Consider the following 22,409-nt stretch of genomic DNA (forward strand, 5'->3'; position numbering starts at 1 on the left):
GCTTTGTGCTTCATGTCTCATGCGTCTGCATGGTGCTTCTTGCGTCGTGCCTGCTTACAAGATCAAGCTTACACGCTAGAACATTACAATCGAATAAAAAATCAGACCTGCACATTACAAAAACGTAAAAATCACCTTGCAACCTCTCAAGCAAGCACAAAAAAAGCCCTACCACTCAAAGGAATGAGCAGTAAGGCTGAAAATAAAATTACATTCTGGCATCTGTGCGCTGCACAACGCTGTGCGAAGAGGACCCGGTAAGCCGCTCCGGAGAAAAAACTTGCCGAACCGGCACGATGATGAGCACAGCAACCGCAGCTTTGATCGCGTCCCCGATGAGGAAGGGGTAACAAGCCGCAGCCATCGCTTTTGCAAACGTATAAGTCGGCACTTTGTACATCAACCACGGAACGCCGGCAAGATAAAGGAGCAGAGATCCGAAAATCTCAAGCACGAGGAAGGCAGCCAGGTAGCCCAGAAAACCCTTCACGCGAATACGTGGTAAAATCATACCAATCAGCATAGCGGAGAACGGCCAGATCATAATAAAACCGCCCGTAGGTCCGAGTACGATGCCTAAACCGCCATTTCCATGAAGCAGAGGAAACCCGATAGCTGTCAGGATTACAACCAGAGCCATACTGAAGAAGCCGTAACGCGCTCCGAGCAAGCCGCCGGTAAGCATAACCGCTAGCGTTTGCAGAGTAATAGGGACAGGTGTAAAAGGGAGTGAAATGCTTGCAAAGCTGAATAAGACAAGAATTGCTGCAAAAAGTGCACTGAAAACAACGCCGCGCAAAGTGAGTTTCATATTGTCCATCGCTCCTGTTTCTGTTATTGTTTATGTATTGTCAACTTCAATTTATACCAATGGTTAACAATAAATCATTCAGATCATAGCACATCTTTTAGGAAAGTGGAAGGACATTTTATATATGGCAAATCGAGAAATTGTGGCTTCTTTGCGGAATGCCTCCGTCGTCTATCGAACACAATCGGAAGAAGGAAGGCGGGTATGGTCGGACGTCACTTTAGATATTTATAAAGGCGAATGGATGGTCGTCATTGGGCCAAATGGCAGCGGAAAAAGCACCTTAGCCAGCAGTTTACTGGGCTTAAGTCCCCTCTCAAGCGGTGAACTGATCTGCAATGCGTCTGGGCAAATTAGAGGCGTGCTTCAATTGCCGGATGCTCAGTTTGTAGGAGAAACGATTCAAGAGGAATTCGATTATCTCCCGGGCAAACAGGATTTAACACTAGAGGAACGTAAAGCATGGTATCTCCAAAGCTTGTCAGCTGTGGGCTTGTCGCTCCCGCTCGAACGAACGCTTTCCACCTTATCCGGGGGGCAAAAGCAGTTGGTTAATTTGGCGGCTGCCCTTGCGCTTCAGCCTGAAATCCTGGTGCTGGACGAACCGACGGCGATGCTGGATCCCGCGGCAAGACAGGGAGTCCGACAGGCTGTGCGCGAAGCCCATCAGCGAGGCACGACCATTGTATGGATTACGCATCGGCTGGAAGAAGTGGCGGATGCGACGCGCGTCATCGGGTTTGGTGACGGACGGATCACGTTTGATGGGGTACCCCGGGCTTTCTTTTATGGAGAAAGTGTAGATAAGTCGCTGGAGACGTCGCCTTGCACCGAGTTAGGGCTTGACTCGCCCTATGTGGTGAAGACAGCTTTCGGTTTGCTGAAGTATGGCTGCGAGCTTCGCCTGCTTCCCTTGGATATGGATGAGCTGGCCGAGGCGGTGGCAAATTCATGTCTATAGTCCTGCAAAATATTCAAATTAACGTCCCGGACAACCCCGGTCAGCAGCTGTTGAAAGATATCGGATTCGAGCTTTCAGACGGTTCCGTTACGGTATTAATCGGACATTCGGGTTCGGGAAAGTCGACGCTCCTTCAGGTGATGGCAGGTATTTTGGAGCCGGCCTCAGGTGTTATCACACTTGATGACCAGCCTTTGTGGCAGAAAAGAAAGGTAGACCAAGCGCATCTTTTGCGGCTGGGTTTGATTTTTCAATTCCCGGAGCAGCAGCTGTTCGCCAGCAGCATCCGCGGGGAATTCGCCTACTCGCTGCGCCCTTATCGGCTCGCAGCGGACGAGCGCGAGCGCCGCATCCGCGTGGCTTGCGCAGACCTCGACCCCCGCGGCGCCTTCGCCCTGGAGCGCTCGCCGTTTGGCTTAAGCGGCGGCGAGCAGCGCCGGCTCGCGCTGGCGACAACCTTCGCCACGGCGCCGGATTGGCTCCTCATGGATGAGCCAACCGCCGGCCTCGAGGCGGCGGCCGTCCGCGAATTGCTGCGCATCATTCGCGAAAGACATCGTGGCGCCTACGTCATCGCCACGCACGACCTGGACACGTTCCTGCCGCTGGCAGACCGTGTCCTTGTGTTAGACCGCGGCGAGCTCGTCTTCGACGGGTCGCCGGAGGCACTGTGCCGCGCGCCGGAGTTGCTCACGCGCGCGGGGGTCGGCCTCCCGAGCTGCGTGGAGGCCGCTCAAGCCCTTGCGCGCCGCGGCATCGCCATCGCGCCGGATTTACTCGCGCCGGAGCTTGCTGCGCCGGCGATCTTGCAGGCGCTGCGCGAGCGTAGCAGCGCAAGCCCGGGGCCGGCGCCGCAAGCAGCAGCGCCGAGGCCCGCGCGCGTAGCGCCAGCCGCGCCGCCACAGGCCGCGTGGCTAGCGCGGGATCCGCGCGCGAAGTGGCTGCTCTACCTGCTGCTGGTCATCGGAACGATGCAGCTGCAGGTGTGGAGCGGCCTCGCGGCTTCTGCGCTGCTCTTGGGCCTTTCGTGCCTCGGCCTTCCGCGCGCCGCGGTTCGCGGCAGTTGGAAGATCGCCGTGCCGTTCCTGATCTTCATGTTCCTCTCCATTGTGCTGGGCGGCTTGGAGTGGAGGGCGGCCGACGGGCAATTCCCGCTTGGCTTCGCGTCCGAGCGCGCGTGGAACGCGGGCTTCGTGCTCACGCGCTTGTTTCTGATCCTGATGGCCGGCTACTGGTTAGCCGTGTCTACGCCGTATGGCCAGCTTGTGCAGGGACTGAACTGGGCGCTGTCTTTTTTTCGCAAAATGAAGCTGCCCGTGGAGTCATTTGCTTTGGCGGTCTCTCTCTTGTTTCGGTTCATCCCGCTTATTTTACGGGAGTGGCAGCGATTTTCGGCGATTGTGAGGGCCAGAGGCAAAGCAGCGATCAAACCCGGCATGGTACGCATGCGGGATATCCCGGCGCTGGTTGTACCGCTGCTTCTCGCCATGTTTCACAAAGCTGAGCAAATGACTGTAGCGATGGAGATGAAAAAAATCGACGGCAAGCAGCAGCTGCTGAAAAAAAGCACATTGAGTTGGCAGCCAAAGGATACGCTGATCGTCATTTGGAGTGTAGTTGTTTTTGGCGTGCTGATCGTTATGCGTGACTAATAGGAGGGAGGGCAGCTCATTTTGGAGGAGCTGCTCTTTTTGTGCTCAGTGGTTGTAGGTGGAGGTGGATTGGGAATCTTGAGGACGCAGGCCCCGTATACTATACTTTAACTAAGAACCTCGACCGGCGGTGACAAGCATGAAATTTTCTGATTACACCCTCTATGAGAAGCAAACGCTGCGTAAAGTGAAGCTATGGGAAATAAGGCAACAGAAGACCCCGAATTTGCTCGAAAGAACCTCGAAAACCGTCTCCACAAACATCAATAAGCTCATCCCGGAAAAGGTGCACAAAACGATCACGGCCACTGTCAAGGGGATGTTTCAAACGACATTGTTCGGGATGAATTATATTCCTCAGAACGACCCGCTTATAGGCGCTTCTCTGGCTGAAAGTGATGCTAAAGCTGAGGAATTGCTGTCGCTTTATAAAAAGATTGCCGCTGCCGAGGGAGCAGGTACGGGAGCGGGTGGGATTCTGCTTGGTTTGGCGGACTTCCCGATTCTCATCGGGATCAAGCTGAAATTTCTGTTCGAGCTTGCGCACGCCTATGGCTACTCCACGAAGGACTATAGAGAGCGCTTGTTTATCCTGTATGTGTTTCAAATCGCGTTCTCCAGCCCGGCGAAAAAGCCTGCTCTACTAGACACGATCAAGAATTGGCATGAGATCGCAAGCGGCTTTCCGCCTTCTGATGCCTATATGAATCAAGTGGATTGGCAGCAGCTGCAGCAGGAATATCGGGACACCATTGATTTCCGTAAAATGCTGCAGCTTGTCCCCGGCATTGGAGCTGTTGTAGGCGCATGGGCGAATTTTGGCCTGCTGGAAGAGTTGGGCGTGGCGGGCATGAACAGCTTTCGCTTGCGTCGTTTAGAGGATAAAGCCAGGTTGGAGGCTGAGGGGAAGGGCGAGCAGTGAACAGGTGGATTCCCGTTGGAGAAAATCCAATGAAAGTCCCAATTTCCACGTTAAAATGCTGATTTGGCTGGACGAAATCCAATGCATAGGGGGAAATTGGCGTTCTGTGGGCTGATTTTCGCTTACCTCGTTGGATTTCATCCAACGGAACGGGGAAATCCGGCCTCATAAAGGCGTTCCCATTGGAATTCATCCAATGAGAAGGGGCAAGGCTTCGCTACTGGCGGTCCAGCGCCTTAGTCCCTCATCGCGTCTGCTGCCAGCGATCCGGTGCCCGACGTCCCGCATCGCGTATGCCGCCAGCATCCGGTGCCCGACGTCCCGCATCGCGTCCGCCGCCAGCTATCCCCTGCCTTACGACCCGCATCTCGCTCGCGCCAATCAGCCCCGCAACGCCAACGCCCCCCGCGCACTTATGCCGCCAACGCCCGCCACCCCGCGTCACGCAGCCCTTTTTGACCAAGCTGGGCAATGTTCCAGTGATTTTTAAGAAAGAGGCACATATACTAATGATGAGCCAAACCATGTGTACGCCCTGAATAACTATGTGATTTTTTTCACATGACAACCTATGAATGGTTTGGTTGATCTTTTTCACCAACGATGGTAGAGAAAAAAGCTGATGTAATCGGAGGAGAGGATTCGAATGAGTAAACCGAAGGTGGTTATTCTGGGAGCGGGGTACGGCGGGCTTGTAACGGCAATAAGGCTGCAGAAGCTGATCAAAGCAGATGAAGTGGCGGTCACGCTGGTGAACAAACACGACTATCACTACATGACGACACATCTGCACATGCCGGCAGCTGGCACGGATCATCATGAGAATGCCCGTGTAGACATTAAGGATCTGATCGATGAGCGGAAAATTCATTTCATCAAAGCGACGGTTCAGCAGATTGTACCTGAGGAAAAAAAGGTGGTTCTGGCGGACGAAGTCCTCACCTACGACTATTTGGTCGTGGGGCTTGGGAGTGAGACGGAAACCTTTGGAATTCCGGGATTGCGCGAGTATGCGATGACAATCAACAGCATTAATAGTGTTCGCTTCATTCGTCAGCATACGCAGTATATGTTCGCAAAATATAAATTGGATTCCAAGCATAAGGAATATTTGACGATCGTTGTTGGTGGCGCAGGTTTCACAGGCACGGAGTTTGTTGGAGAGTTGGCCGACCGGATTCCTGATCTTTGCCAAATGTTTGACGTCGATCCTTCCCTGGTTCAGATCATCAATATCGAAGCATCGCCTACTGCTTTGCCGCCCGGACTGCCGAATGATCTCGTGGAATACGGCATGGACGTGATGCGCCGCAAAGGGGTTCAATATAAACTATCTACCGCCATCAAGGCATGCGAACCCGGCGGTGTGCTGCTGGGAGACGGCCAATTCATTCCTGCCGGCACGGTCATTTGGTCGGGAGGTGTCCGCGGGAATTCCTTGCTGCAAGATGCGGGCTTCCACGTCCAACGCGGCAGGGTCAAGGTGGATGACTACTTGCGTTCCTTGCAGTTTCCTGATGTTTTTATTACGGGAGATTGCTCGATTGTCATGAGCCCGGAAGGCACGCCATACCCCGCCAATGCCCAAATCGCCGTCCAACAGGGATGTAACACAGCCAAAAATTTATTTTATTCACTGCGTGGAAAGCCATTAAGACCTTTTGCCTACGATTACAAAGGCACGGTCGCCTCGCTTGGTCGCGGAGAAGCGATTGGCATCCTCAAGGTCAAAAAAGTGAAAGGCAGGCTGGCCGCAATCCTCAAAAAAATAATCGATGCCCGCTATTTATTTCTCATTGGCGGTATCCCACTCATCTTCAAAAAGATGATTTTCAAGCAAAAACAAGCCACTAGAAAGCGTCATGTGAGAAATTAATTTTGCTAAAACACCCTAAAATCCAATGAATCAGACAATAAGCTAGTAAAACAGAGATACTGAAAGGATTATACCATTGTAAGCGGATTATCAAATGAATGTGGGGAGGGAATAATCTTTTTTAAGATTATTCTCTCCTTTACTATGAGCCAATAAGAGAGTAGTATCAACTCGTACGTTAACAGTTGAATATTTCGCTTAATTTTCTTATCAGAAAAGCGGGGGAACCATAGGTTTCAACGGGGTGAGTAAGGTGTGTTTTGTCGCATGCGGCAGTTACCTTTAGGGCAGATTTCTCGCAGCCCGAACCCGTCAGCTAACCTCGTAAGCGGTCGTGAGAAAGGAGAACATGTGGCTAAGCACAAGGTCTATCCTTGTGTTTTTTTGCGCCCAAAAAAGGGAAATCAAGCTGAAAACTAGGTTATTTGGAGGAATTTCACAGCATGACAAGTGACTCATTGAAAAAGATTGTATTCGGCAAACCGCTGAAATCAGCGGAGCTGGAATCTGAGAAAATGCAGGTATGGAAGGCTCTGCCTATCCTGTCATCAGATGCCTTGTCTTCGGTAGCCTATGGCACGGAGCAAATTTTGCTAGAGCTTGCAACTGTAGGGGTTGCTGCTTTTGCTTTCTCATTGCCGATTGCAATCTCGATTATTGCTTTAATCATGCTTCTTGTATTAAGTTATCGCCAAGTGATTGAGGCCTATCCAATGGGCGGCGGAGCTTACATGGTGGCCAAGGAAAATTTGGGCATGATGTCGGGAAGGCTCACCGGAGTTTCACTGCTGATTGATTACACGTTAACCGTTGCGGTTTCGATTTCAGCAGGCGTGCAGGCGATAACGTCGGCCTTCCCGGTTACAGTGCCTTATATTGTCCCCATAGCCCTAGTGCTTGTCTGGTTGATGGTGTGGCTGAATTTGCGGGGGACTTCTGAATCCGGAACGGTGTTCGCGATTCCAACGTACTTTTTTATCCTGTGTATCTTACTGCTGATCGGCAAAGGGATCTTCGATATGCTGACAGGATCCATGAATATGCATGAATTCCAAGTTGTTCCCAGCTCGATGACGAGCTCATTGACATTGTTTGTAATTCTAAAAGCTTTTTCATCAGGATGCTCGGCCGTGACAGGGATCGAGGCGATTTCCGATGCGGTGCCGCATTTCCGTACGCCATCTGTCAAGAATGCCAAGAAAACCTTGGCTTCGCTCGGTACGCTGCTGGCGATTGTCTTCGGGGGCGTCACCTTGCTGAGCTTGGGTTATGGCATTGCACCTGATCCGCACGGGCATACTTCGGTCTTGTCGATGGTTACGGAGCAGGCGTTTGGCCGTGGCGCCATGTATTATGCCACACAGATTGGCACCATGCTGATTCTGGTATTGGCTGCGAATACGAGCTTCAACGGATTTCCGATCTTGGCATCCATCATGGCTCAGGATAAAAACTTTCCGCGCATGTTCTCGTACCGGGGAGATCGGTTGTCGTTTCACTACGGGATCATAACGTTAGGTGTTTTGGCAAGTATCTTGCTCGTCATTTTCAAAGGGAAAACCGATGCACTTATTCCACTTTATGCGATTGGCGTCTTTTTATCTTTTACCCTGGCCCAAAGCGGTTTGGTCCGCAAATGGTTCAGAGAACGACCGGCCGGCTGGATCGGCAAGTTCGTTATTAATGGGTTAGGGGGAATCGTTTCCCTTGCCGTTCTTATTATTTTCTGTATCACCAAATTTAGTGAAGGCGCTTGGATTGTTATTATTGTGACGCCGCTATTGCTTTGGGGAATAACCAAAATCAGCAATCACTATGATGATGTAGCCAAACAACTGCGCATTGATATCACGCAAGAACGCGTATGCATTAAAGAACCTGTGATCATTGTTCCTGTTGCGGGTATTCACCGCGTAGTGGCGCAGTCTTTGAACTATGCCAAATCTTTATCTCCCAATGTCATTGCCTTCTACGTCTCGTTTTCGGATGAGGATGAAGAAGCGATGCAGGAGAAATGGGATAAGTGGGATCCGGGTGTTCGGCTTGTCGTGTTCAAATCCCGTTACCGGACCATTCTGAAGCCGTTGGCTGAGTTTATTGAAAGGGTCGATACCCATGTTTCGGAAAAGCAATCGATCATGGTGATCCTGCCCCAGTTCATGCCGAAAAAATGGTGGCACCGCCTGCTCCACAACCAGTCTGCCGCACGTATTCGCTCGAAGCTGCAAGCCGATAAAGATATCGTCGTTGCGACGGTGCCCTATCATTTGCATGAGTAGAGGTGTACAATAAAGGGGTAAACCGGATGTAGAAATGGAACAGAGGTGAACCTTTTATGGCAAAAAAGAAATGGTCAAACACTACCGCTGAACCTAGCGCGCAAGATAAACCTGCGACACTCAAAGATTTGCTGCGCCCTGATATCTTAGCGGGGCTGAAGGCTCAGGCTGACGCGATGAAAGCTGAGGAACAGGCTCGTAAAGATGCTGCCAGAGCTGAAGCGGAGGCTGCGCGCAAGGCGGAGGAGAAGCGGCTGGAGAATGATTTCGGCCACCTGCTCGAGAAGAGCAAGCTGGATTGGAGAAAACACAAATGAGGAAGCGCTTAGTGTGCTTCCTTTTTCTTTCGAGTGCGTTGATAACGCTTACAGGTTGTGGGGTGGAAAGAGGGCCGATGAAGCTTGCGGACGAAGCGGCAGTGTCGGAAAGACCGGATTCTGTTGTATCTGCAACGCCGATAGTGCAAGGCACCATTACTCCGGTGCCCTCTTCGCAAGTGATACCGACAGACCCAGTATCACCGGCAGACGCGCCACTTTTACCTGTGAAATCGCCTTCGCTTGCCCAGACCTTAGTGGAACGCTATCATAAGGCAGTTCCGGAAAAATGGGGCGAGAACATCCCCGGCGTGCGGACACATCTTGTGACGCAGGATAAGGTGATCGCCCTGACCTTTGACGCTTGCGGCGGCAAAGAAGGCAGCGGTTACGATGAGAAGTTGATCGATTATTTGATCAAGGAGCAAATTCCGGCGACCTTGTTTGTTAATGCGAGATGGCTTGCCGCCAATCCGGACATTTTTGCCAAGCTGGCGGCGAACCCGCTGTTTGAAATCGAAAACCACGGGACCGAGCATCGGCCGCTCTCTGTGAATGGCAGAGCCGCATATGGCATCGCAGGAACCAAAGATGTGAGCAATGTGATTCGCGAAGTAACGGAGAACGCCGATGAGATCGAGAAACGGACGGGGAGGCGGCCGCTATTTTTCCGCTCAGGCACGGCCTTCTACGACGATATCGCCGTCGACATTGCCCACGGCCTGGGTTTTCAGTTGGCGGGCTATAACGTACTTGGCGACGCTGGAGCTACATTTAACACGGAGCAGGTCTACCATGCGCTTATTAAGGCTCGAAGTGGCTCCATCGTTTTGGCGCATATGAACCACCCTGAGAAAGACACGGCTGAAGGCGTCATGAAGGCCATACCTGTTATGCAGAAGGCGGGCTTTCGATTTGTTTTACTTTCAGCTTATCCCGTAGAGTGAAATAAACGTTACCTTTTTTTCATCTCAAAAAACTCGCACTCATCCCGATCATAGTAAGCTAAATCAGCAACACGAGATTGCAAAACCACGGTCGTTTCGCTGAAACGAAGGACGATCGCATTCGAGTCGACAATATGATCGTCTTTGAAAACACGGACAAAAACACCTTTTTCCACAGCCTCCTGAAAATCGGAATCCGTCACTAATCGTTGGTTACCGGCCATACTCAGCATTCTCCTTGCATGTGTAAAATAGTTCTTCAATTGTACCACAACGCGCCAACAAACTCCCGTTCTCCACGAACGCCTACTCTTCGCCCAGCATAGAATGTAGCACCAAAGAGTCTATTTCTTAATGACGAAATGGACTCCCAAATGCTGCATAGGCAGAGAGGATGCGTGATCCCGATGGACATTCAATTACTGCCGATTCATTGGGTATATCTAGTATTTATTGGTTTTATTCTTACCTTTTTAATTAAACGCAGAGACACCACGATGATTTGTGTGGTTGGGATTTTTGCGTTGGGTTTACTAGCAACGGAAACCCTAAGCGGTTCCGTATCCGGGGTGTTCAACAGCTTTATTTATGCAACCAAAGAGTTGATGGGAACGATTATGATTATCTCGATCATCGTAGCGATGAGCCGTGTGCTTATTCGCACGGGCATCAATGAAACGATGGTTGCTCCATTAACTCATTTTCTAAGGACGCCGGCGCTTGCTTTCTGGGGCATCGGGATTATCATGATGGTAACTTCCTGGTTCTTCTGGCCGTCTCCCGGTGTTGCGCTCATAGGAGCGGTACTGCTGCCTGTGGCGGTACGTGTGGGTTTACCCGCATTAGGCGCAGCCATGGCGATGAACTTGTTTGGACACGGGATCGCGCTCTCAGGGGATTACATTATTCAAGGGGCGCCCAAATTAACTGCGGATGCCGCCGGATTGCCGGTAACCGCGGTGATGGAGGCCAGCGTGCCGCTTGTTATTGTCATGGGGCTTGTGACTACAGTAACTGCTTTCTGGCTGATGCGGCGGGATATCAAAAACGGGACATGGCGCGACGGTCTTGTGACGAGCGGTAACGGGGACAAGGATTCGCTGCTCTCCTCCGAGCAAGATGCCAAGTCCAATTTGTCTTCTAAAATGAGAAAAACACTCGCGGTAATCATTCCGATCCTGTTCGCGTTAGATGTAATTGCGATGTTCGTCCTCAATCTCCAAGGTGGGGACGCGACCGCGCTTGTCGGTGGAACCGCCGTGTTCATTCTCATCGGCGTCACGCTGTTGGCCCACCGCAGTCAAGGGCTGGAGCAAACGACTTCCTACCTCATCGAAGGCTTCGTCTTCGGGTTCAAAGTCTTCGGTCCCGTGATTCCAATCGCCGCGTTTTTTTATCTCGGCGATGCTGCTTTCACGGACCTGTTCGGTAAAATATTGCCGGAGGGCTCGCACGGCATCGTGAACGACCTCGGCGTCGCGCTCGCAGGCGTCGTTCCGCTCAACGGCGCGGTCGGCGCCGTGACGCTCACCGTTGTGGGCGCGATTACCGGCCTCGACGGCTCCGGCTTCTCCGGCATCTCCCTCGCGGGCTCGATTGCGCAGCTTTTCGCAACCGCCATCGGTTCCGGTGCAGCGGTGCTGACCGCGCTCGGGCAAGTAGCCGCCATCTGGGTCGGCGGCGGTACGTTGATTCCGTGGGCGCTTATTCCGGCAGCGGCCATCTGTGGGGTTAGTCCGTTTGAGCTGGCGAGACGGAACCTCCTGCCTGTGCTGATCGGCCTCGCCGTAACGACAGTTGTTGCTATGTTTTTGGTGTAGATTGCAGCAAGAGCCTCCAATTTGGGGAATGTCTTTAAGCTTAGCTTAAATGGCATTGTCCAGTTGGAGGCTCTTTTTCTACCTTTTGACACGGCTGAATTAGCCCAATTGGGAGATATCACAAGACTAGCGCAGATAGTATCTCCTAAAGCGGTTACAATGAACTCAGAACGAACGGGATCGGATTTGCCTATCCCTCCTCGGAAGCAGTAAGCTTACATACAGATGACTACATGAATTTGGAGATGAGACGAATGGAAGCAAAGTTTTGTATGACATGTGGAGCTCCGATGGAGACGCGCGATGTGGATGGTACGATAAGAAGAGCTTGCACGGCGTGCAGCTTTGTACACTGGGGCAACTACAGTATTGGTGTAGGCGCACTCGTTACCAAGGATGAGAAAATATTGCTTGTACGCAGAGCGCAAGAGCCCGGCAAGGGGAGATGGACGAATCCCGGCGGCTATATAGAGCAGCATGAGCTGATCCAAGACACCATTGAGCGGGAAGTGATGGAGGAGTGCGGCATTACAGCCAAGGTCAAACGTCTGGTCGCTGTGCGAGATTTGCCTAGAAACATTCATAATGTGTATATAGCTTTTGAATTGGATTATGTCAGCGGCGAGCCTGTGCCTGATGGGGTAGAGGTGGATGCGGCAGGCTTTTACAGCCTTCAGGAGATGGAATCGATGCCGGTAGCGGATTTCACGCGCTGGTTGATCGATGTTGCGCTGCATTCTACGACCGTTGGTCTTGTTGAAGATAAAGAGCCTATTGTAAAAATGGACGGGTACGGATTGTACCGCATCCCCAAGGTCCAAGTATGACGAAGCCGATCGGTCTCCGGGGGCATCACCTGCTTTGTTTGTTAGGGTACCGGGGAATGGGATATTCCAAGGAATTCTGTGAAAATATGACGCAAGTATACGAGACACTGCGGGCGCAGCCGGAGACGACCATTCGTGTCGTCCTTGGACCCGATGATCTATGCGCAGCCTATCCGACGGATGAGGTGCCCCATTGCGAGAATAGAACGGTCTATGATCGCGATGCAGAAATCGTAGCTAAGCTTGGCTTGCAAGTGGGGCTGGAGCTAAGTTGGTCTGAGATTTGCTCCAAAGTAGCCGGTTATGTGAAGCCGGGGGACATTGGCCATCTGTGCGCCACATGCCGCTGGGAGCCTTATGGCGTATGTGCCGAAGGCGTGCGTTTGATTGGGGAGGGCGGCGAGCTGCCGCCTGTCGCTAAGAAATAGCTGGGATTTCTCGGCTCAGTTCCAGCTGTGGTTCCTGCTCCGGCAAAGAACAGAATTCAAGACGGCAACCGAAACAGCAACCCGCAACCCGCAACCGCAACCCGCAGCCCGCAACCGCAACCGCAACCCGCAACCCGCAACCTAGAGGAACTGTGGTCTGCTATTTGCTTCAAATACGTTCATTTGGCATCCCAATGGGAACTACGGTCCGTTATTTTGCTGATTTTAGCCCAAATGTAAGCTTTTGCGAGCCAATAAAGCCCTGTAGTTCCATTCCGCTGTAAATGCAGCAAGGTTTCGCTGAAATAGCGGCCCATAGTTCCCCTATGAAGCAAGCAACACAGCTCCAGCTGCCACAACAAAAGAAAAAGCGATACAAGAATGAATCTTGTATCGCTTTTTCTTTTAGACCAATACGCTGACGTCCGCGCCTGTCTCCAGCTTCTCTGCAGGAGAAGACAACACATTCGCCACCATAAGCAAATCATCAACGGGGCGAAGGAAAGAACGGAGCAAGCGGCTGTCCTTCATGTCGGGATCCAACCATTTATCGGCCTGCTCTTGATCAAGAATGGCAGGCATGCTGCCATGGTAAGGGGAGACCAGCGGGTTTGCTTCTGTCATCAGCATCATGCAGGTGCGAAGCTCCTCTTCACCGCTTGGCGCCCGCCATACGTCGTATAAGCCCGCAATGCCGAAAGTGCCGCTGCGCATTTTGAATTTCACCCACTGGGTCTCTTTGCCCTCCGTTACACGGATATAGAACCCGCTGCAGGGAAGGATGCAACGCTGTTTTTTGATAATGCGCTCGAAGGCTGTGTTCGTAAAGATGGAGTCGCGCTCCCCGCAAACAGCATCTTTGGCCCAAAATGGCATGAGTCCCCAACGGAATTCATCCAGAAGACGCTCTCCCTTGCGATTGATCATCACAGCGGAAACCGACTCCGTAGGCACGACCTCATAACGATTAGCGGTATAGGACAGCAGGCGATCGATACGGAATTGTTTCATGACGTCATTGACGTCAGCAAGAATGGATACGGAATGACACATCATTATTCACCTCATTTAATTTTGGTTATTATTTTCCTATTTCACCAAAATCATGTATGCGAATATAAAAAAACTGAGAGCTTTACGCCCTCAGCTACCCTGTGTATGGATCGGATAAATAGGTATGAATGCAATTTTTCCCATTTCTCTTGGCAATGTATAAACACTCGTCAACTTGCTGAAACCAGGCTTTCTTCATTGTATTGCGGTTATAAGGCGCGAGTCCCATGCTCATCGTCAACGGCCGCCCTGGCATCTCCGGAATTTCGGTTTCACGGATAATCTGCATGAAGGATTCGCATACTGCCAGCACTTCCTCGTGGGTCTTGCCAACAAACAGCACCGCAAATTCCTCGCCGCCGTACCGGAACGACATATCGTCTGGCCCCAGCACATCTTTGAGCAGTCCGCCAATCGTTTTGAGTACAACGTCCCCGACCCAGTGTCCGTATGTGTCATTGATTTTTTTGAAATTATCGATATCCATCAAGGCAAGCTCCAACGGCGTATCATAGGGCATATGCGAAATGAGATGATCCGTATGCTCTTGAAAGGAGCGGTGGTTAAACAACTCCGTTAGCGCATCTACCTTGGAGAGCCTGTCAATCATGACGTTGCGAATGAGCAGATCCTGCTCGCGCAGGGTGGAGGCTCCAAGCTGAGCATGCATCATGCGGCCTTTCCTCATAATGGCGAAGCAGACAAGGGCTGTTGCGGATAGCACCGTGAGCGAAACGATAATTTCAGAAGGCGTAATGAGATAACCTTTGTACACCTGGCTAAGCACTAAGGCGGTTAAACTTGCAAGACCTAAACTATAAGCGAAAATAATATATTTCTTTTGAAAATAAACCGAGGATATAATAATCGGAATGCTAACTAATTCGTAAGAGCTCATCAGCTCAGGGATACACATAATATAGATACAAACCATGGTCATGGTCCATATAATCATGATAAAATCACTGTATCTTTTGAGGAAATGAATGGCCAGATAACCGGCGCCCATGAGGGCAAGCTGCAAACTAGTCGGAATGACTTGGAATTGCAGGAAACTATGAAGCCACTGGATTGGCTGTCCATAGATATCAAAGAGAAAACCGATCATAGCTGCTACTTCATAGGTAAGCAAGATCCACCATAGAAGATGGATGAGTTTTCGGTTCCAAATATGATCGTTTTCCGGAAGTTGTTCCATCAGAAAAAGGCCACTTTCCTTTCTTGCTAGCAAATAGTGGAAATATTTTTTGTGCCTTGTGAGACCATTGTAAAGAATAACCACCCGATTAGGCAAGCGATGAAAATTATTAATAGAAACACCAGGAGGGCTATGGCAGCTCAAGGTTATATACACGCATGGGAACATTATAAAGACGAGCTCGTTTTGCTGGATAAAAAGCTGGAGCTTCTCTATAAGCGCCGTCAGAAGCTTACCCCCGATCCGCAGACGGATTCGTTTCGCGGGATGTTTGTGTCCGAAGATGAATTCATTCGTCTGATCGGCGAACAGGAGACAGAAGACGATCTCCTGGAGGAAGAGCAGGTTCTCTTGGAGGACATTCAAGAGATGGAAGATTACATAGCTGGAAGACTCGAACAAAGCCGGAATTCAGGCGTATTTCTGCCATTGTCGTATGCAGCCTCCGTATTTGGGCTTTCCCCCGTGGAGGAGCGCTTCGTTATGCTAGGGCTTGCGGTGGAATTAGACCGCAAATATGAACGCATCTTCGGCTTCTTGCAAGACGATCTAACCAGCAAGACGCCTAATATATCTTTGGCGCTGCAAGTTGCGTGCAGCAGTCCGGAGGACATGCGTGCTGCGCGCACAACCTTCATGGCTCCCGAGGGCCGATTGGCGCGATACATGCTGCAGCGAGAAGAGCACGAGATCAGAGGCCAATCGCTGCTCTCTAAGCCGCTGCTGCTGGACAAACGAATCATAGCGTTTCTGCTAGATTCCGGGGAAGTCGACCCGAAGCTGAAGCCGGCGGTCGAGATGGTGTATCCGGACGACGAGCTCGCCCCCTTGCTCGTTCAAGAGGATTTTCAGCAGCGGCTGCAGGGCTTCATTCGCGAAGAGCAGCAACTGCCGGCAGCTGAGCGCAAAAGGCTCGCATTCCACCTCTGGGGGAATGCGGGCGCAGGCAAGAAGCTGCAGGTCAAGCACTTCAGCAGCCATTTCAATAAGCCGCTGCTGATCGCTAATCTTGCGGATGTGCTGCTGCACGCCGCAAGCTTTGAGGACCAGGTGAACGCCATCGTGCGCGAGGCGATTCTGCACCAAGCCGTGCTGTGCTTCACACGGCTGGAAGAGCTTTACCCCGAAGAGCCGGATCTTGCGGCGCAGCAGCGGCTCGGGCGGTTTCACGAGCTGCTGGGCGGCTACGGCGGCATGATCTTTTTGTTAGCCGGCAAATACAGCCGGCTGAATTGGAAGCCCAAGGAGCGGCTGCTCCTTGAGCATGAACTGCAAGTGCCGGACGAAGGCGGGCGCGAGCGCCTTTGGACGGCATTCGCCCGCGAGCTCGGCGTGAGCGCGGGCCTGGATGCCCGGGTAATGAGCGGCAAATTCCGCTTCACCCCGGGGCAAATCTACCGCGCGCTGACGCTTGCGCGCGGGTACTCCGCCTGGCAGCGTGAGCCTCGGGCGGGAGCAGATGCGGCGGCGCTGCGCACCGACGCGCTCTATAAGGCGTGCTACCAGCAGGTGCAGCACAAGCTGGAGCGCAAAGCGACGCGCATCGAGCCTCGCTATCAGTGGGCGGATATCATTCTCGCCCCTGAGCAGAAGGATCAGCTCCGCAATGCGTGCAATCAAGTCAAATACCGTGGCGTCGTGTACAACGACTGGGGGTTTGAGAAGAAGCTGGCCTACGGAAAGGGGCTCAGCATGCTGTTCGCCGGCCCGCCGGGCACGGGGAAAACAATGTCTGCGCAGGTGGTGGCCGGCGACTTGCAGCTTGAGCTGTACAAAGTCGATCTGTCGCAAGTAATTAGTAAGTATATCGGCGAGACGGAGAAAAATCTGCACGAGATTTTTGAAGAGGCGCAGCTTAGCAATGCCGTGCTGTTCTTCGATGAAACCGATGCCCTCTTCGGCAAACGGTCGGAAGTGAAAGATTCCCATGATAAGTATGCCAACATTGAAACGGCCTATCTTTTGCAGAAGATGGAAGAATATCAAGGCATCACGGTGCTCGCTACGAATCTATTAAATAATATTGATGAAGCGTTCCTTCGCCGGATCAACTACGTGATCAAATTTCCATTTCCCGATAGCGAGTATCGCGAGAAAATCTGGCAGTCCATGTTCCCTCCGGCGGCACCGCTTAGCGATGATGTCGATTTCCGATATTTGGCCCAGCGGTATGAAATTGCCGGAGGAAACATTAAGAATGTCGTTCTCTCCTCCGCCTTTCTTGCCGCAGAAGCGGGCGAACCGATCCGGATGCAGCATATTATTAAATCCATTCGCCATGAGCTTCAGAAGTCGGGTAAAATCTTGGCCAAACAGGAATGGGAAGATTATTAGAAATTAATATAACTTTCTATAGTCAGTCTAGCGATTTGCAATTATAATAGAAAAAGGTACACAATGTGACATATTCCCTACCATTTCTACACCAAACATAGGTATTTTGAGGCAGGAAGTGATTCCTATTGGCGATTATTCAGTCATTGCCGATGTAAGCGCATCTTTAGTGAAGCTGCTTAGAGAAAACATGACACCGGATCCCATTCCGCAACCGGAGATGATCGGGCTTGCTTCGCCTGTCGATAAAGGGGATTTCTACCTATCTCTTTATTTGTACAACGTTCGCGAGAGCGGGGATAACCGGCAGACCCACATGATTGCCCGAGGGACGACACAGATTCAGTACCCTCCTATGGTGGTGGATCTCAGCTACTTGCTGACCGTTCATTCACCGGCCGAACTTCAATCCAGAGCGCTCGATGAGCATCGGATTTTGGGACGGGCCATGCAAGTGCTCTATGATCATTCCATTCTTAGAGGCTCAATGACCGTAGGAACGCTTGCTGAGAAAGATGAAGAAGTTCGCATCGTGATGGAGCCCCACAAAGGCGAAAGCATCCTGAATATGTGGAACTTCGCAGACACCCCGTACAGACTTTCTGTCAGTTATACGGTGGGGCCAGTCAACATTGATTCAACCCGCATCAAGACCACCAAAAGAGTTTCGGAAACCGATTTTCGCATTCAAGGCTAGGGGGCAATGGTTGTGGAACATATTCGCGTATCACGATTGAAAACCCGTGTATCCTTAGTTGTCTGCGTAATCGATGCCATGACCTCACAAACTCCTCTTGGCAACAACACGACCACCGTATTTCTTGAAGGCACCCGTTCGAAAGCAATTAATAAATCGAATGGTTCCTATATATTTAATGATTTACCGCCCGGTGAATACCATCTTGTGGTAAGCAGCGAGCACTATTTTCAAGAACAAACTCTAATCACTATAGGAACCGACAATATAATAGAGGTTGTTCAGTTAAAACCGCTGCCTTCCTATCCGTTTTCCCAAGGGGCTGGGCTTATCCGTGCCATGCTTCAGGATGCGGCTGGAACTCCAGTGCGTAATGCCAGTTTGCAGGCCACAGTTCTGACCGAAGAGTGCGCCAGGGCTCGCGTTATGGCAGAACAACTGGATAAGGGCGCGGAAGAGATAACACTAGGGGCGTTTACAGGTGTTATTTCTGCAGGTGATACCTACATACTTCGAGGACGAGGTGCTAAAGCCGCAGAGGAGATCATCCAGATTGCGGAAGTTGTCGAGCATCAGAAACGCTTTCGGTTGAAGAAAAAGCTGGCTAAAGCATTTGCTAGAGGCTCCCTTTTGCTGCCTGTCCAAGAAACACGAGTTACAGAACGCGGAGAGGCCGTGATTGCTTTTCGTGGCAATCGGATTTCGGCTTTTCAGACAACATTGGTTATTACATATGGTTCCAACAAGCATTTGACGAAGGAAGTTCTTGTAACGGAAGGAACGACCGCCAATCTTGGCGTTATTCGTCTGACCTAACCCTAATTAGTAGAATGGACACGTCCATCTTCTATACAAAAATGACAAGCAGAAAGGAGAGAACTGGTTTCACGTCTATGGCTGCGCAATTGATATGAATGCCATATTGACGGAACTGGGGAACAATGGCTGACTATTTATCACCTGGAGTCTATGTGGAAGAGTTTGACAGCGGCGCACAACCGCTTGAAGGTGCAAGCACGAGTACGGCCGGGTTTATAGGGCTTGCGCAAAGAGGGGAAATTGAAGGTGTCCCTCAATTGGTAACGAGCGTAGCTGATTTTCATCGTTTATTCGGCAGCTACTTGTCCGAGAACGAATTCGGCGAGTATCGCTTCCTTTCTTACGCTGTTGAGCATTTCTACTTAAACGGAGGTTCCCGCTGTTACGTTATGCGTGTAGCGCCAACCGATGCAAAAGTAGCAACGAACAAAGCGGAAAGCAACAAAGAATCCGCTGTTCTCCAAATTGCTTCCAAAAACCCTGGAACATGGGGCAACCAAGTTCGTATCGTCGTTGTGCCATCCAGCAAAGCCAAAACACAAATCTACGAAGTGCTTAGCGAAACGCAATACCGTGTGAAAAATAACGCTGGCTTTAACGTAGGCGACGTAGTTGCTTTCGAAGCAGCTGGCAAAAAGCAATACAGTAAAGTTATCGCATCCCAAGATAACATCATTGAGCTTGCTGTAGAGCTGGAAGGCGATGTTGTAGACGCTGGTCTGCTTCCTGCCAAAGTTTTGACAACTTGCGAATTCACTTTGCATGTATTCTACGGCGATGAAGCTGAGACTTACGAGAAAGTATCCTTGAACATCTCAGCAGCTAATCATATCGAGAAAATCGTTTCCCGTTCCAACATCATTACGGTGAAGGATTTGACAGAAGGCAAAGATCTTGGCGCTGTCGCTCCTTTCGAGGTGCTTTCCGGCGAAGATGAATCCGTTGGGAAATTCCAAATCGCCCTGTCAGGCGGAAGCAACGGTTCCATCGCACAAGTAACGCCTGATATCTTCATGGGTGTTGACCGTGGACCTGGCAAACGTACAGGAATCCAGTCTTTCATCGACAACGATGTTGTCAGCATCATGGCTATCCCTGGTGTAACGGAGCCTACCGTTCAGCTTTCTCTGGTTGCTCACTGTGAAAACCTAGGCAGCCGTTTCGCTGTTCTTGACATTCCGCGCGAGAAAACCAAAGTTGCTGACGTTATGACGCACCGCAACATTTTTGACAGTTCTTACGCAGCGATGTACAATCCTTGGCTTCAAGTGTTCGATCCATTAGATAAAAGAAATATTTCCATCCCGCCATCAGGGTCTGTCATCGGTATCTACTCCCGTTCCGACCAAACGCGTGGCGTACAAAAAGCGCCTGCTAACGAAGTCGTTCGCGGTGCCGTTGGTCTGGACTGCCAATATAACAAAGGCGAGCAAGATATTTTGAACCCGCAAGGCGTTAACTTGATTCGTGCTTTTGCCGGACAAGGAATTCGCGTATGGGGTGCTCGTACAACGTCCTCTAACGGATTGTGGAAATATGTTAACGTTAGACGTTTGTTCATCTTTATTGAAGAGTCCATCAAGAATGGCACGAACTGGGTCGTTTTCGAACCGAATGATGAACAGCTTTGGGCTCGTGTACAACGTACCATCGATGCGTTCTTAACGCGTGTTTGGAGAGACGGCGCTTTAATGGGCGGAAGTCCGTCTGAAGCGTTCTACATTAACATTGGCCGCAGCACAATGACACAGGATGACATTGACAATGGCCGACTCATTTGTGTGATCGGGGTAGCACCGGTGAAACCTGCCGAGTTCGTGATCTTCCGCATTACTCAGAAAACAAGAGAAGAATAGTTGAAACGTTAGATATTTCTTACATTAGGAAAGGGGTATAACATGGCTGGCGAACGTAGGGATCCATACCGCAATTTTAGATTTAGAATTGAAGTAGAAGGAATTCAGCAAGCTGGATTCAGTGAAATCTCCGGATTTGACGCTTCCCTTTCGGTAATTGAATACCGTGAAGGCAATGAAACAATTACACCCCGGAAGCTTCCGGGGCTTGCGAAATACGGTAACATCTCACTGAAGTGGGGCGTTACGGACTCCATGGATATGTACAACTGGATGTCCGAGTCCATTCAAGGGAAAGTGTCCCGCAAAACGGTTACGATCATCGCGATCAACGAAGAAGGCGGCGACGTAGCAACTTGGCAGGTTATTGAAGCATGGCCGTCTAAGTACTCAGCACCAAGCTTCAAAGGTACGGGCAATGAAGTTGCCATTGAGAGCTTAGAGCTTGCTCATGAAGGTATGACACGTACGAAGTAAGGCTTGTTAGAGTAGGCGCCGGAGCAGCAGTCTCCGGTTCCTATCTCTTCTTTTTTTCAGCTTAAAGCATAAGGAGGAAACCATCATGGCTTTCAAAACAGAATACGAATTCGAACTGCCTAGAGGATATGTCGATGAGAATGGTAACCTGCACAAAAGAGGCGTTATGCGGTTAGCGACAGCAGCAGACGAAATCTTGCCTATGCGTGATCAACGCGTTCAGCAAAACCCTGGTTATCTGACCATTATCTTGTTAACGCGCGTCATTACTAACCTTGGCGATCTTCGTGCTATTGATACAAGAGTTGTTGAGAAATTTTTTACGGCGGATCTCGCCTTCCTGCAAAACTTTTATCGCCAAATTAATGAAATGGAAGTGCCGAGAGTGCACACAAGCTGTCCGAAATGCGAGCATGAGTTCGATGTGGACGTGTCTTTTTTGGACGAGATGGCGGGGGCATAACCGGATATCCCATTGACAAGATCTATGAGGAAGCGGGCTTTATTGCTTACTATTTTCATTGGACGCATGATGAAATCATGTCAATGGAACACAAGGAGCGCCGAACGTGGTGCGAGGAAATTTCCCGCATCAACCGCAATTTGAATGACGAGGGTAAAAAGCAGCCTGACAATCCGTTTGATGTGTTCGGTAAGAGGTGAGTAACAAGTGAAAATATCCAAACCGCATAATGTTGGCAGCGCATTTCGATTCGTGGTAGAGCTTGACGGGCTGATCGTTGGAGGTTTCTCTGAAGTAACCGGCATGAAGTCGGAGACGGAGGTAAAGCCGTTATGGGAAGGCGGCGTCAATTCGCACCCCCACTACATGATCGAACATACGAAGTATCCGAACATTGTGCTCAAAAGAGGCATCACCAATTCCAGTGAACTGTGGGACTGGTACGATAGCGTTACTCAAGGCAAAATCAAACGAAAAAACGGCTCCATTATCCTGCATAATCAAGCGGGAACGGAGATGTGCCGTTGGAATTTCTTTGGGGCATTTCCCGTGAAATGGAACGGGCCGGACTTGAACGCTACCAGCGGAAGTGTAGCCATTGAGTCTATCGAGCTGGTACATGAAGGTTTGAAGACGATTTTTAAAAAGTAAAGAAGACGCAAGTTATCGAAA

23 protein-coding genes and 1 riboswitch are annotated in these 22,409 nt (G+C 50.7%); of the genes, 18 read left to right on the top strand and 5 right to left on the bottom strand.

The genetic code is table 11. From position 1 onward, the window contains the following. Positions 1 to 208: 208 nt before the first annotated feature. Positions 209 to 811: a biotin transporter BioY gene (locus AC3WTJ_RS14010; RefSeq protein ID WP_492522303.1), complete on the bottom strand. Its 603-nt coding sequence runs from the start codon at positions 809 to 811 to the stop codon at positions 209 to 211. A gap of 124 nt (positions 812 to 935) precedes the next feature. Here AC3WTJ_RS14010 and AC3WTJ_RS14015 point away from each other — a divergent pair, with 124 nt between their 5' ends. From AC3WTJ_RS14015 to AC3WTJ_RS14025, 3 genes are all read left to right on the top strand, one after another. Then, positions 936 to 1,772: an ATP-binding cassette domain-containing protein gene (locus AC3WTJ_RS14015; RefSeq protein WP_492522304.1), complete on the top strand. Its 837-nt coding sequence runs from the start codon at positions 936 to 938 to the stop codon at positions 1,770 to 1,772. Further along, positions 1,763 to 3,424 carry an ATP-binding cassette domain-containing protein gene (locus AC3WTJ_RS14020; protein WP_492522305.1) on the top strand — a complete coding sequence of 554 codons (1,662 nt, stop codon included), beginning with the start codon at positions 1,763 to 1,765 and terminating at the stop codon, positions 3,422 to 3,424. The genes AC3WTJ_RS14015 and AC3WTJ_RS14020 overlap by 10 nt, the downstream gene beginning before the upstream one ends. 139 nt (positions 3,425 to 3,563) lie before the next feature. Then, a complete protein-coding gene (locus AC3WTJ_RS14025) occupies positions 3,564 to 4,346 on the top strand; it encodes an EcsC family protein (RefSeq protein WP_492522306.1) in 783 nt (260 codons plus the stop codon). 244 nt (positions 4,347 to 4,590) lie between these two features. On the opposite strand, the gene AC3WTJ_RS14030 is transcribed toward AC3WTJ_RS14025, so the two are convergent. Next, entirely contained in the window at positions 4,591 to 4,872 is a 282-nt protein-coding gene (locus AC3WTJ_RS14030; protein ID WP_492522307.1) for a hypothetical protein, read from the bottom strand. Between the two features lie 120 nt (positions 4,873 to 4,992). Between AC3WTJ_RS14030 and AC3WTJ_RS14035 the strand changes: the two genes are divergently transcribed. The 4 genes from AC3WTJ_RS14035 to AC3WTJ_RS14050 all read left to right on the top strand — a co-directional run bounded on the left by AC3WTJ_RS14035 (position 4,993) and on the right by AC3WTJ_RS14050 (position 9,765). Continuing rightward, on the top strand, positions 4,993 to 6,222 hold the full coding sequence (locus AC3WTJ_RS14035; RefSeq protein ID WP_492522308.1) for an NAD(P)/FAD-dependent oxidoreductase: 1,230 nt from the start codon (positions 4,993 to 4,995) through the stop codon (positions 6,220 to 6,222). Positions 6,223 to 6,407: 185 nt separating this feature from the next. Then, positions 6,408 to 6,568: riboswitch (cyclic di-AMP (ydaO/yuaA leader) on the top strand. Positions 6,569 to 6,665: 97 nt separating this feature from the next. Further along, the gene (locus tag AC3WTJ_RS14040) at positions 6,666 to 8,501 is read left to right on the top strand and encodes an APC family permease (protein WP_492522309.1); all 1,836 of its coding nucleotides are present in this window, start codon (positions 6,666 to 6,668) and stop codon (positions 8,499 to 8,501) included. A gap of 56 nt (positions 8,502 to 8,557) precedes the next feature. Continuing rightward, complete coding sequence (locus AC3WTJ_RS14045; RefSeq protein WP_145658824.1) at positions 8,558 to 8,818, top strand: YqkE family protein; 261 nt, start codon at positions 8,558 to 8,560, stop codon at positions 8,816 to 8,818. Then, complete coding sequence (locus tag AC3WTJ_RS14050; protein ID WP_492522310.1) at positions 8,815 to 9,765, top strand: polysaccharide deacetylase family protein; 951 nt, start codon at positions 8,815 to 8,817, stop codon at positions 9,763 to 9,765. Before AC3WTJ_RS14045 ends, AC3WTJ_RS14050 begins: the two co-directional genes overlap by 4 nt. An 8-nt stretch (positions 9,766 to 9,773) precedes the next feature. Here the strand turns inward: AC3WTJ_RS14050 and AC3WTJ_RS14055 are convergent, their stop codons facing one another. Then, positions 9,774 to 9,989: a hypothetical protein gene (locus AC3WTJ_RS14055; protein ID WP_407869709.1), complete on the bottom strand. Its 216-nt coding sequence runs from the start codon at positions 9,987 to 9,989 to the stop codon at positions 9,774 to 9,776. A 183-nt stretch (positions 9,990 to 10,172) separates the two neighbouring features. On the opposite strand from AC3WTJ_RS14055, the gene AC3WTJ_RS14060 reads away from it, so the two are divergent. The 3 genes from AC3WTJ_RS14060 (at position 10,173) to AC3WTJ_RS14070 (ending at position 12,840) form a co-directional block, all read left to right on the top strand. Then, complete coding sequence (locus tag AC3WTJ_RS14060; RefSeq protein ID WP_492522311.1) at positions 10,173 to 11,585, top strand: hypothetical protein; 1,413 nt, start codon at positions 10,173 to 10,175, stop codon at positions 11,583 to 11,585. A 254-nt stretch (positions 11,586 to 11,839) separates the two neighbouring features. After that, positions 11,840 to 12,412, top strand: coding sequence for an NUDIX domain-containing protein (locus AC3WTJ_RS14065; protein WP_492522312.1), 573 nt, complete (start codon positions 11,840 to 11,842; stop codon positions 12,410 to 12,412). Positions 12,413 to 12,468: 56 nt separating this feature from the next. Continuing rightward, on the top strand, positions 12,469 to 12,840 hold the full coding sequence (locus tag AC3WTJ_RS14070) for a DUF1284 domain-containing protein (protein WP_492522313.1): 372 nt from the start codon (positions 12,469 to 12,471) through the stop codon (positions 12,838 to 12,840). Positions 12,841 to 13,245: 405 nt separating this feature from the next. On the opposite strand, the gene AC3WTJ_RS14075 is transcribed toward AC3WTJ_RS14070, so the two are convergent. Next, complete coding sequence (locus AC3WTJ_RS14075; RefSeq protein WP_492522314.1) at positions 13,246 to 13,896, bottom strand: SOS response-associated peptidase; 651 nt, start codon at positions 13,894 to 13,896, stop codon at positions 13,246 to 13,248. Between the two features lie 91 nt (positions 13,897 to 13,987). Further along, entirely contained in the window at positions 13,988 to 15,091 is a 1,104-nt protein-coding gene (locus AC3WTJ_RS14080; protein ID WP_492522315.1) for a GGDEF domain-containing protein, read from the bottom strand. A 132-nt stretch (positions 15,092 to 15,223) separates the two neighbouring features. Between AC3WTJ_RS14080 and AC3WTJ_RS14085 the strand changes: the two genes are divergently transcribed. The 8 genes from AC3WTJ_RS14085 (at position 15,224) to AC3WTJ_RS14120 (ending at position 22,388) form a co-directional block, all read left to right on the top strand. Next, positions 15,224 to 17,425, top strand: coding sequence for an ATP-binding protein (locus tag AC3WTJ_RS14085; protein WP_492522316.1), 2,202 nt, complete (start codon positions 15,224 to 15,226; stop codon positions 17,423 to 17,425). A 118-nt stretch (positions 17,426 to 17,543) separates the two neighbouring features. After that, complete coding sequence (locus AC3WTJ_RS14090) at positions 17,544 to 18,122, top strand: Pvc16 family protein (protein WP_246069387.1); 579 nt, start codon at positions 17,544 to 17,546, stop codon at positions 18,120 to 18,122. Positions 18,123 to 18,134: 12 nt separating this feature from the next. After that, the gene (locus AC3WTJ_RS14095) at positions 18,135 to 18,938 is read left to right on the top strand and encodes a peptidase associated/transthyretin-like domain-containing protein (RefSeq protein ID WP_492522317.1); all 804 of its coding nucleotides are present in this window, start codon (positions 18,135 to 18,137) and stop codon (positions 18,936 to 18,938) included. 125 nt (positions 18,939 to 19,063) lie between these two features. Then, positions 19,064 to 20,797 (top strand): phage tail sheath family protein, encoded by a 1,734-nt coding sequence (locus AC3WTJ_RS14100; RefSeq protein WP_315952955.1) that lies wholly within the window; start codon positions 19,064 to 19,066, stop codon positions 20,795 to 20,797. 42 nt (positions 20,798 to 20,839) lie between these two features. After that, positions 20,840 to 21,274, top strand: coding sequence for a phage tail protein (locus AC3WTJ_RS14105; RefSeq protein WP_127458508.1), 435 nt, complete (start codon positions 20,840 to 20,842; stop codon positions 21,272 to 21,274). An 85-nt stretch (positions 21,275 to 21,359) separates the two neighbouring features. After that, entirely contained in the window at positions 21,360 to 21,737 is a 378-nt protein-coding gene (locus AC3WTJ_RS14110; protein WP_127458507.1) for a phage tail assembly protein, read from the top strand. 20 nt (positions 21,738 to 21,757) lie between these two features. Continuing rightward, positions 21,758 to 21,937, top strand: coding sequence for a DUF6760 family protein (locus AC3WTJ_RS14115; protein ID WP_315953119.1), 180 nt, complete (start codon positions 21,758 to 21,760; stop codon positions 21,935 to 21,937). A gap of 7 nt (positions 21,938 to 21,944) precedes the next feature. Continuing rightward, positions 21,945 to 22,388, top strand: a complete 444-nt coding sequence (locus AC3WTJ_RS14120; RefSeq protein ID WP_127458505.1) for a phage tail protein — start codon at positions 21,945 to 21,947, stop codon at positions 22,386 to 22,388. Positions 22,389 to 22,409 lie beyond the last annotated feature (21 nt).

Source organism: Paenibacillus sp. FW101-FHT12H11 (assembly GCF_058790355.1).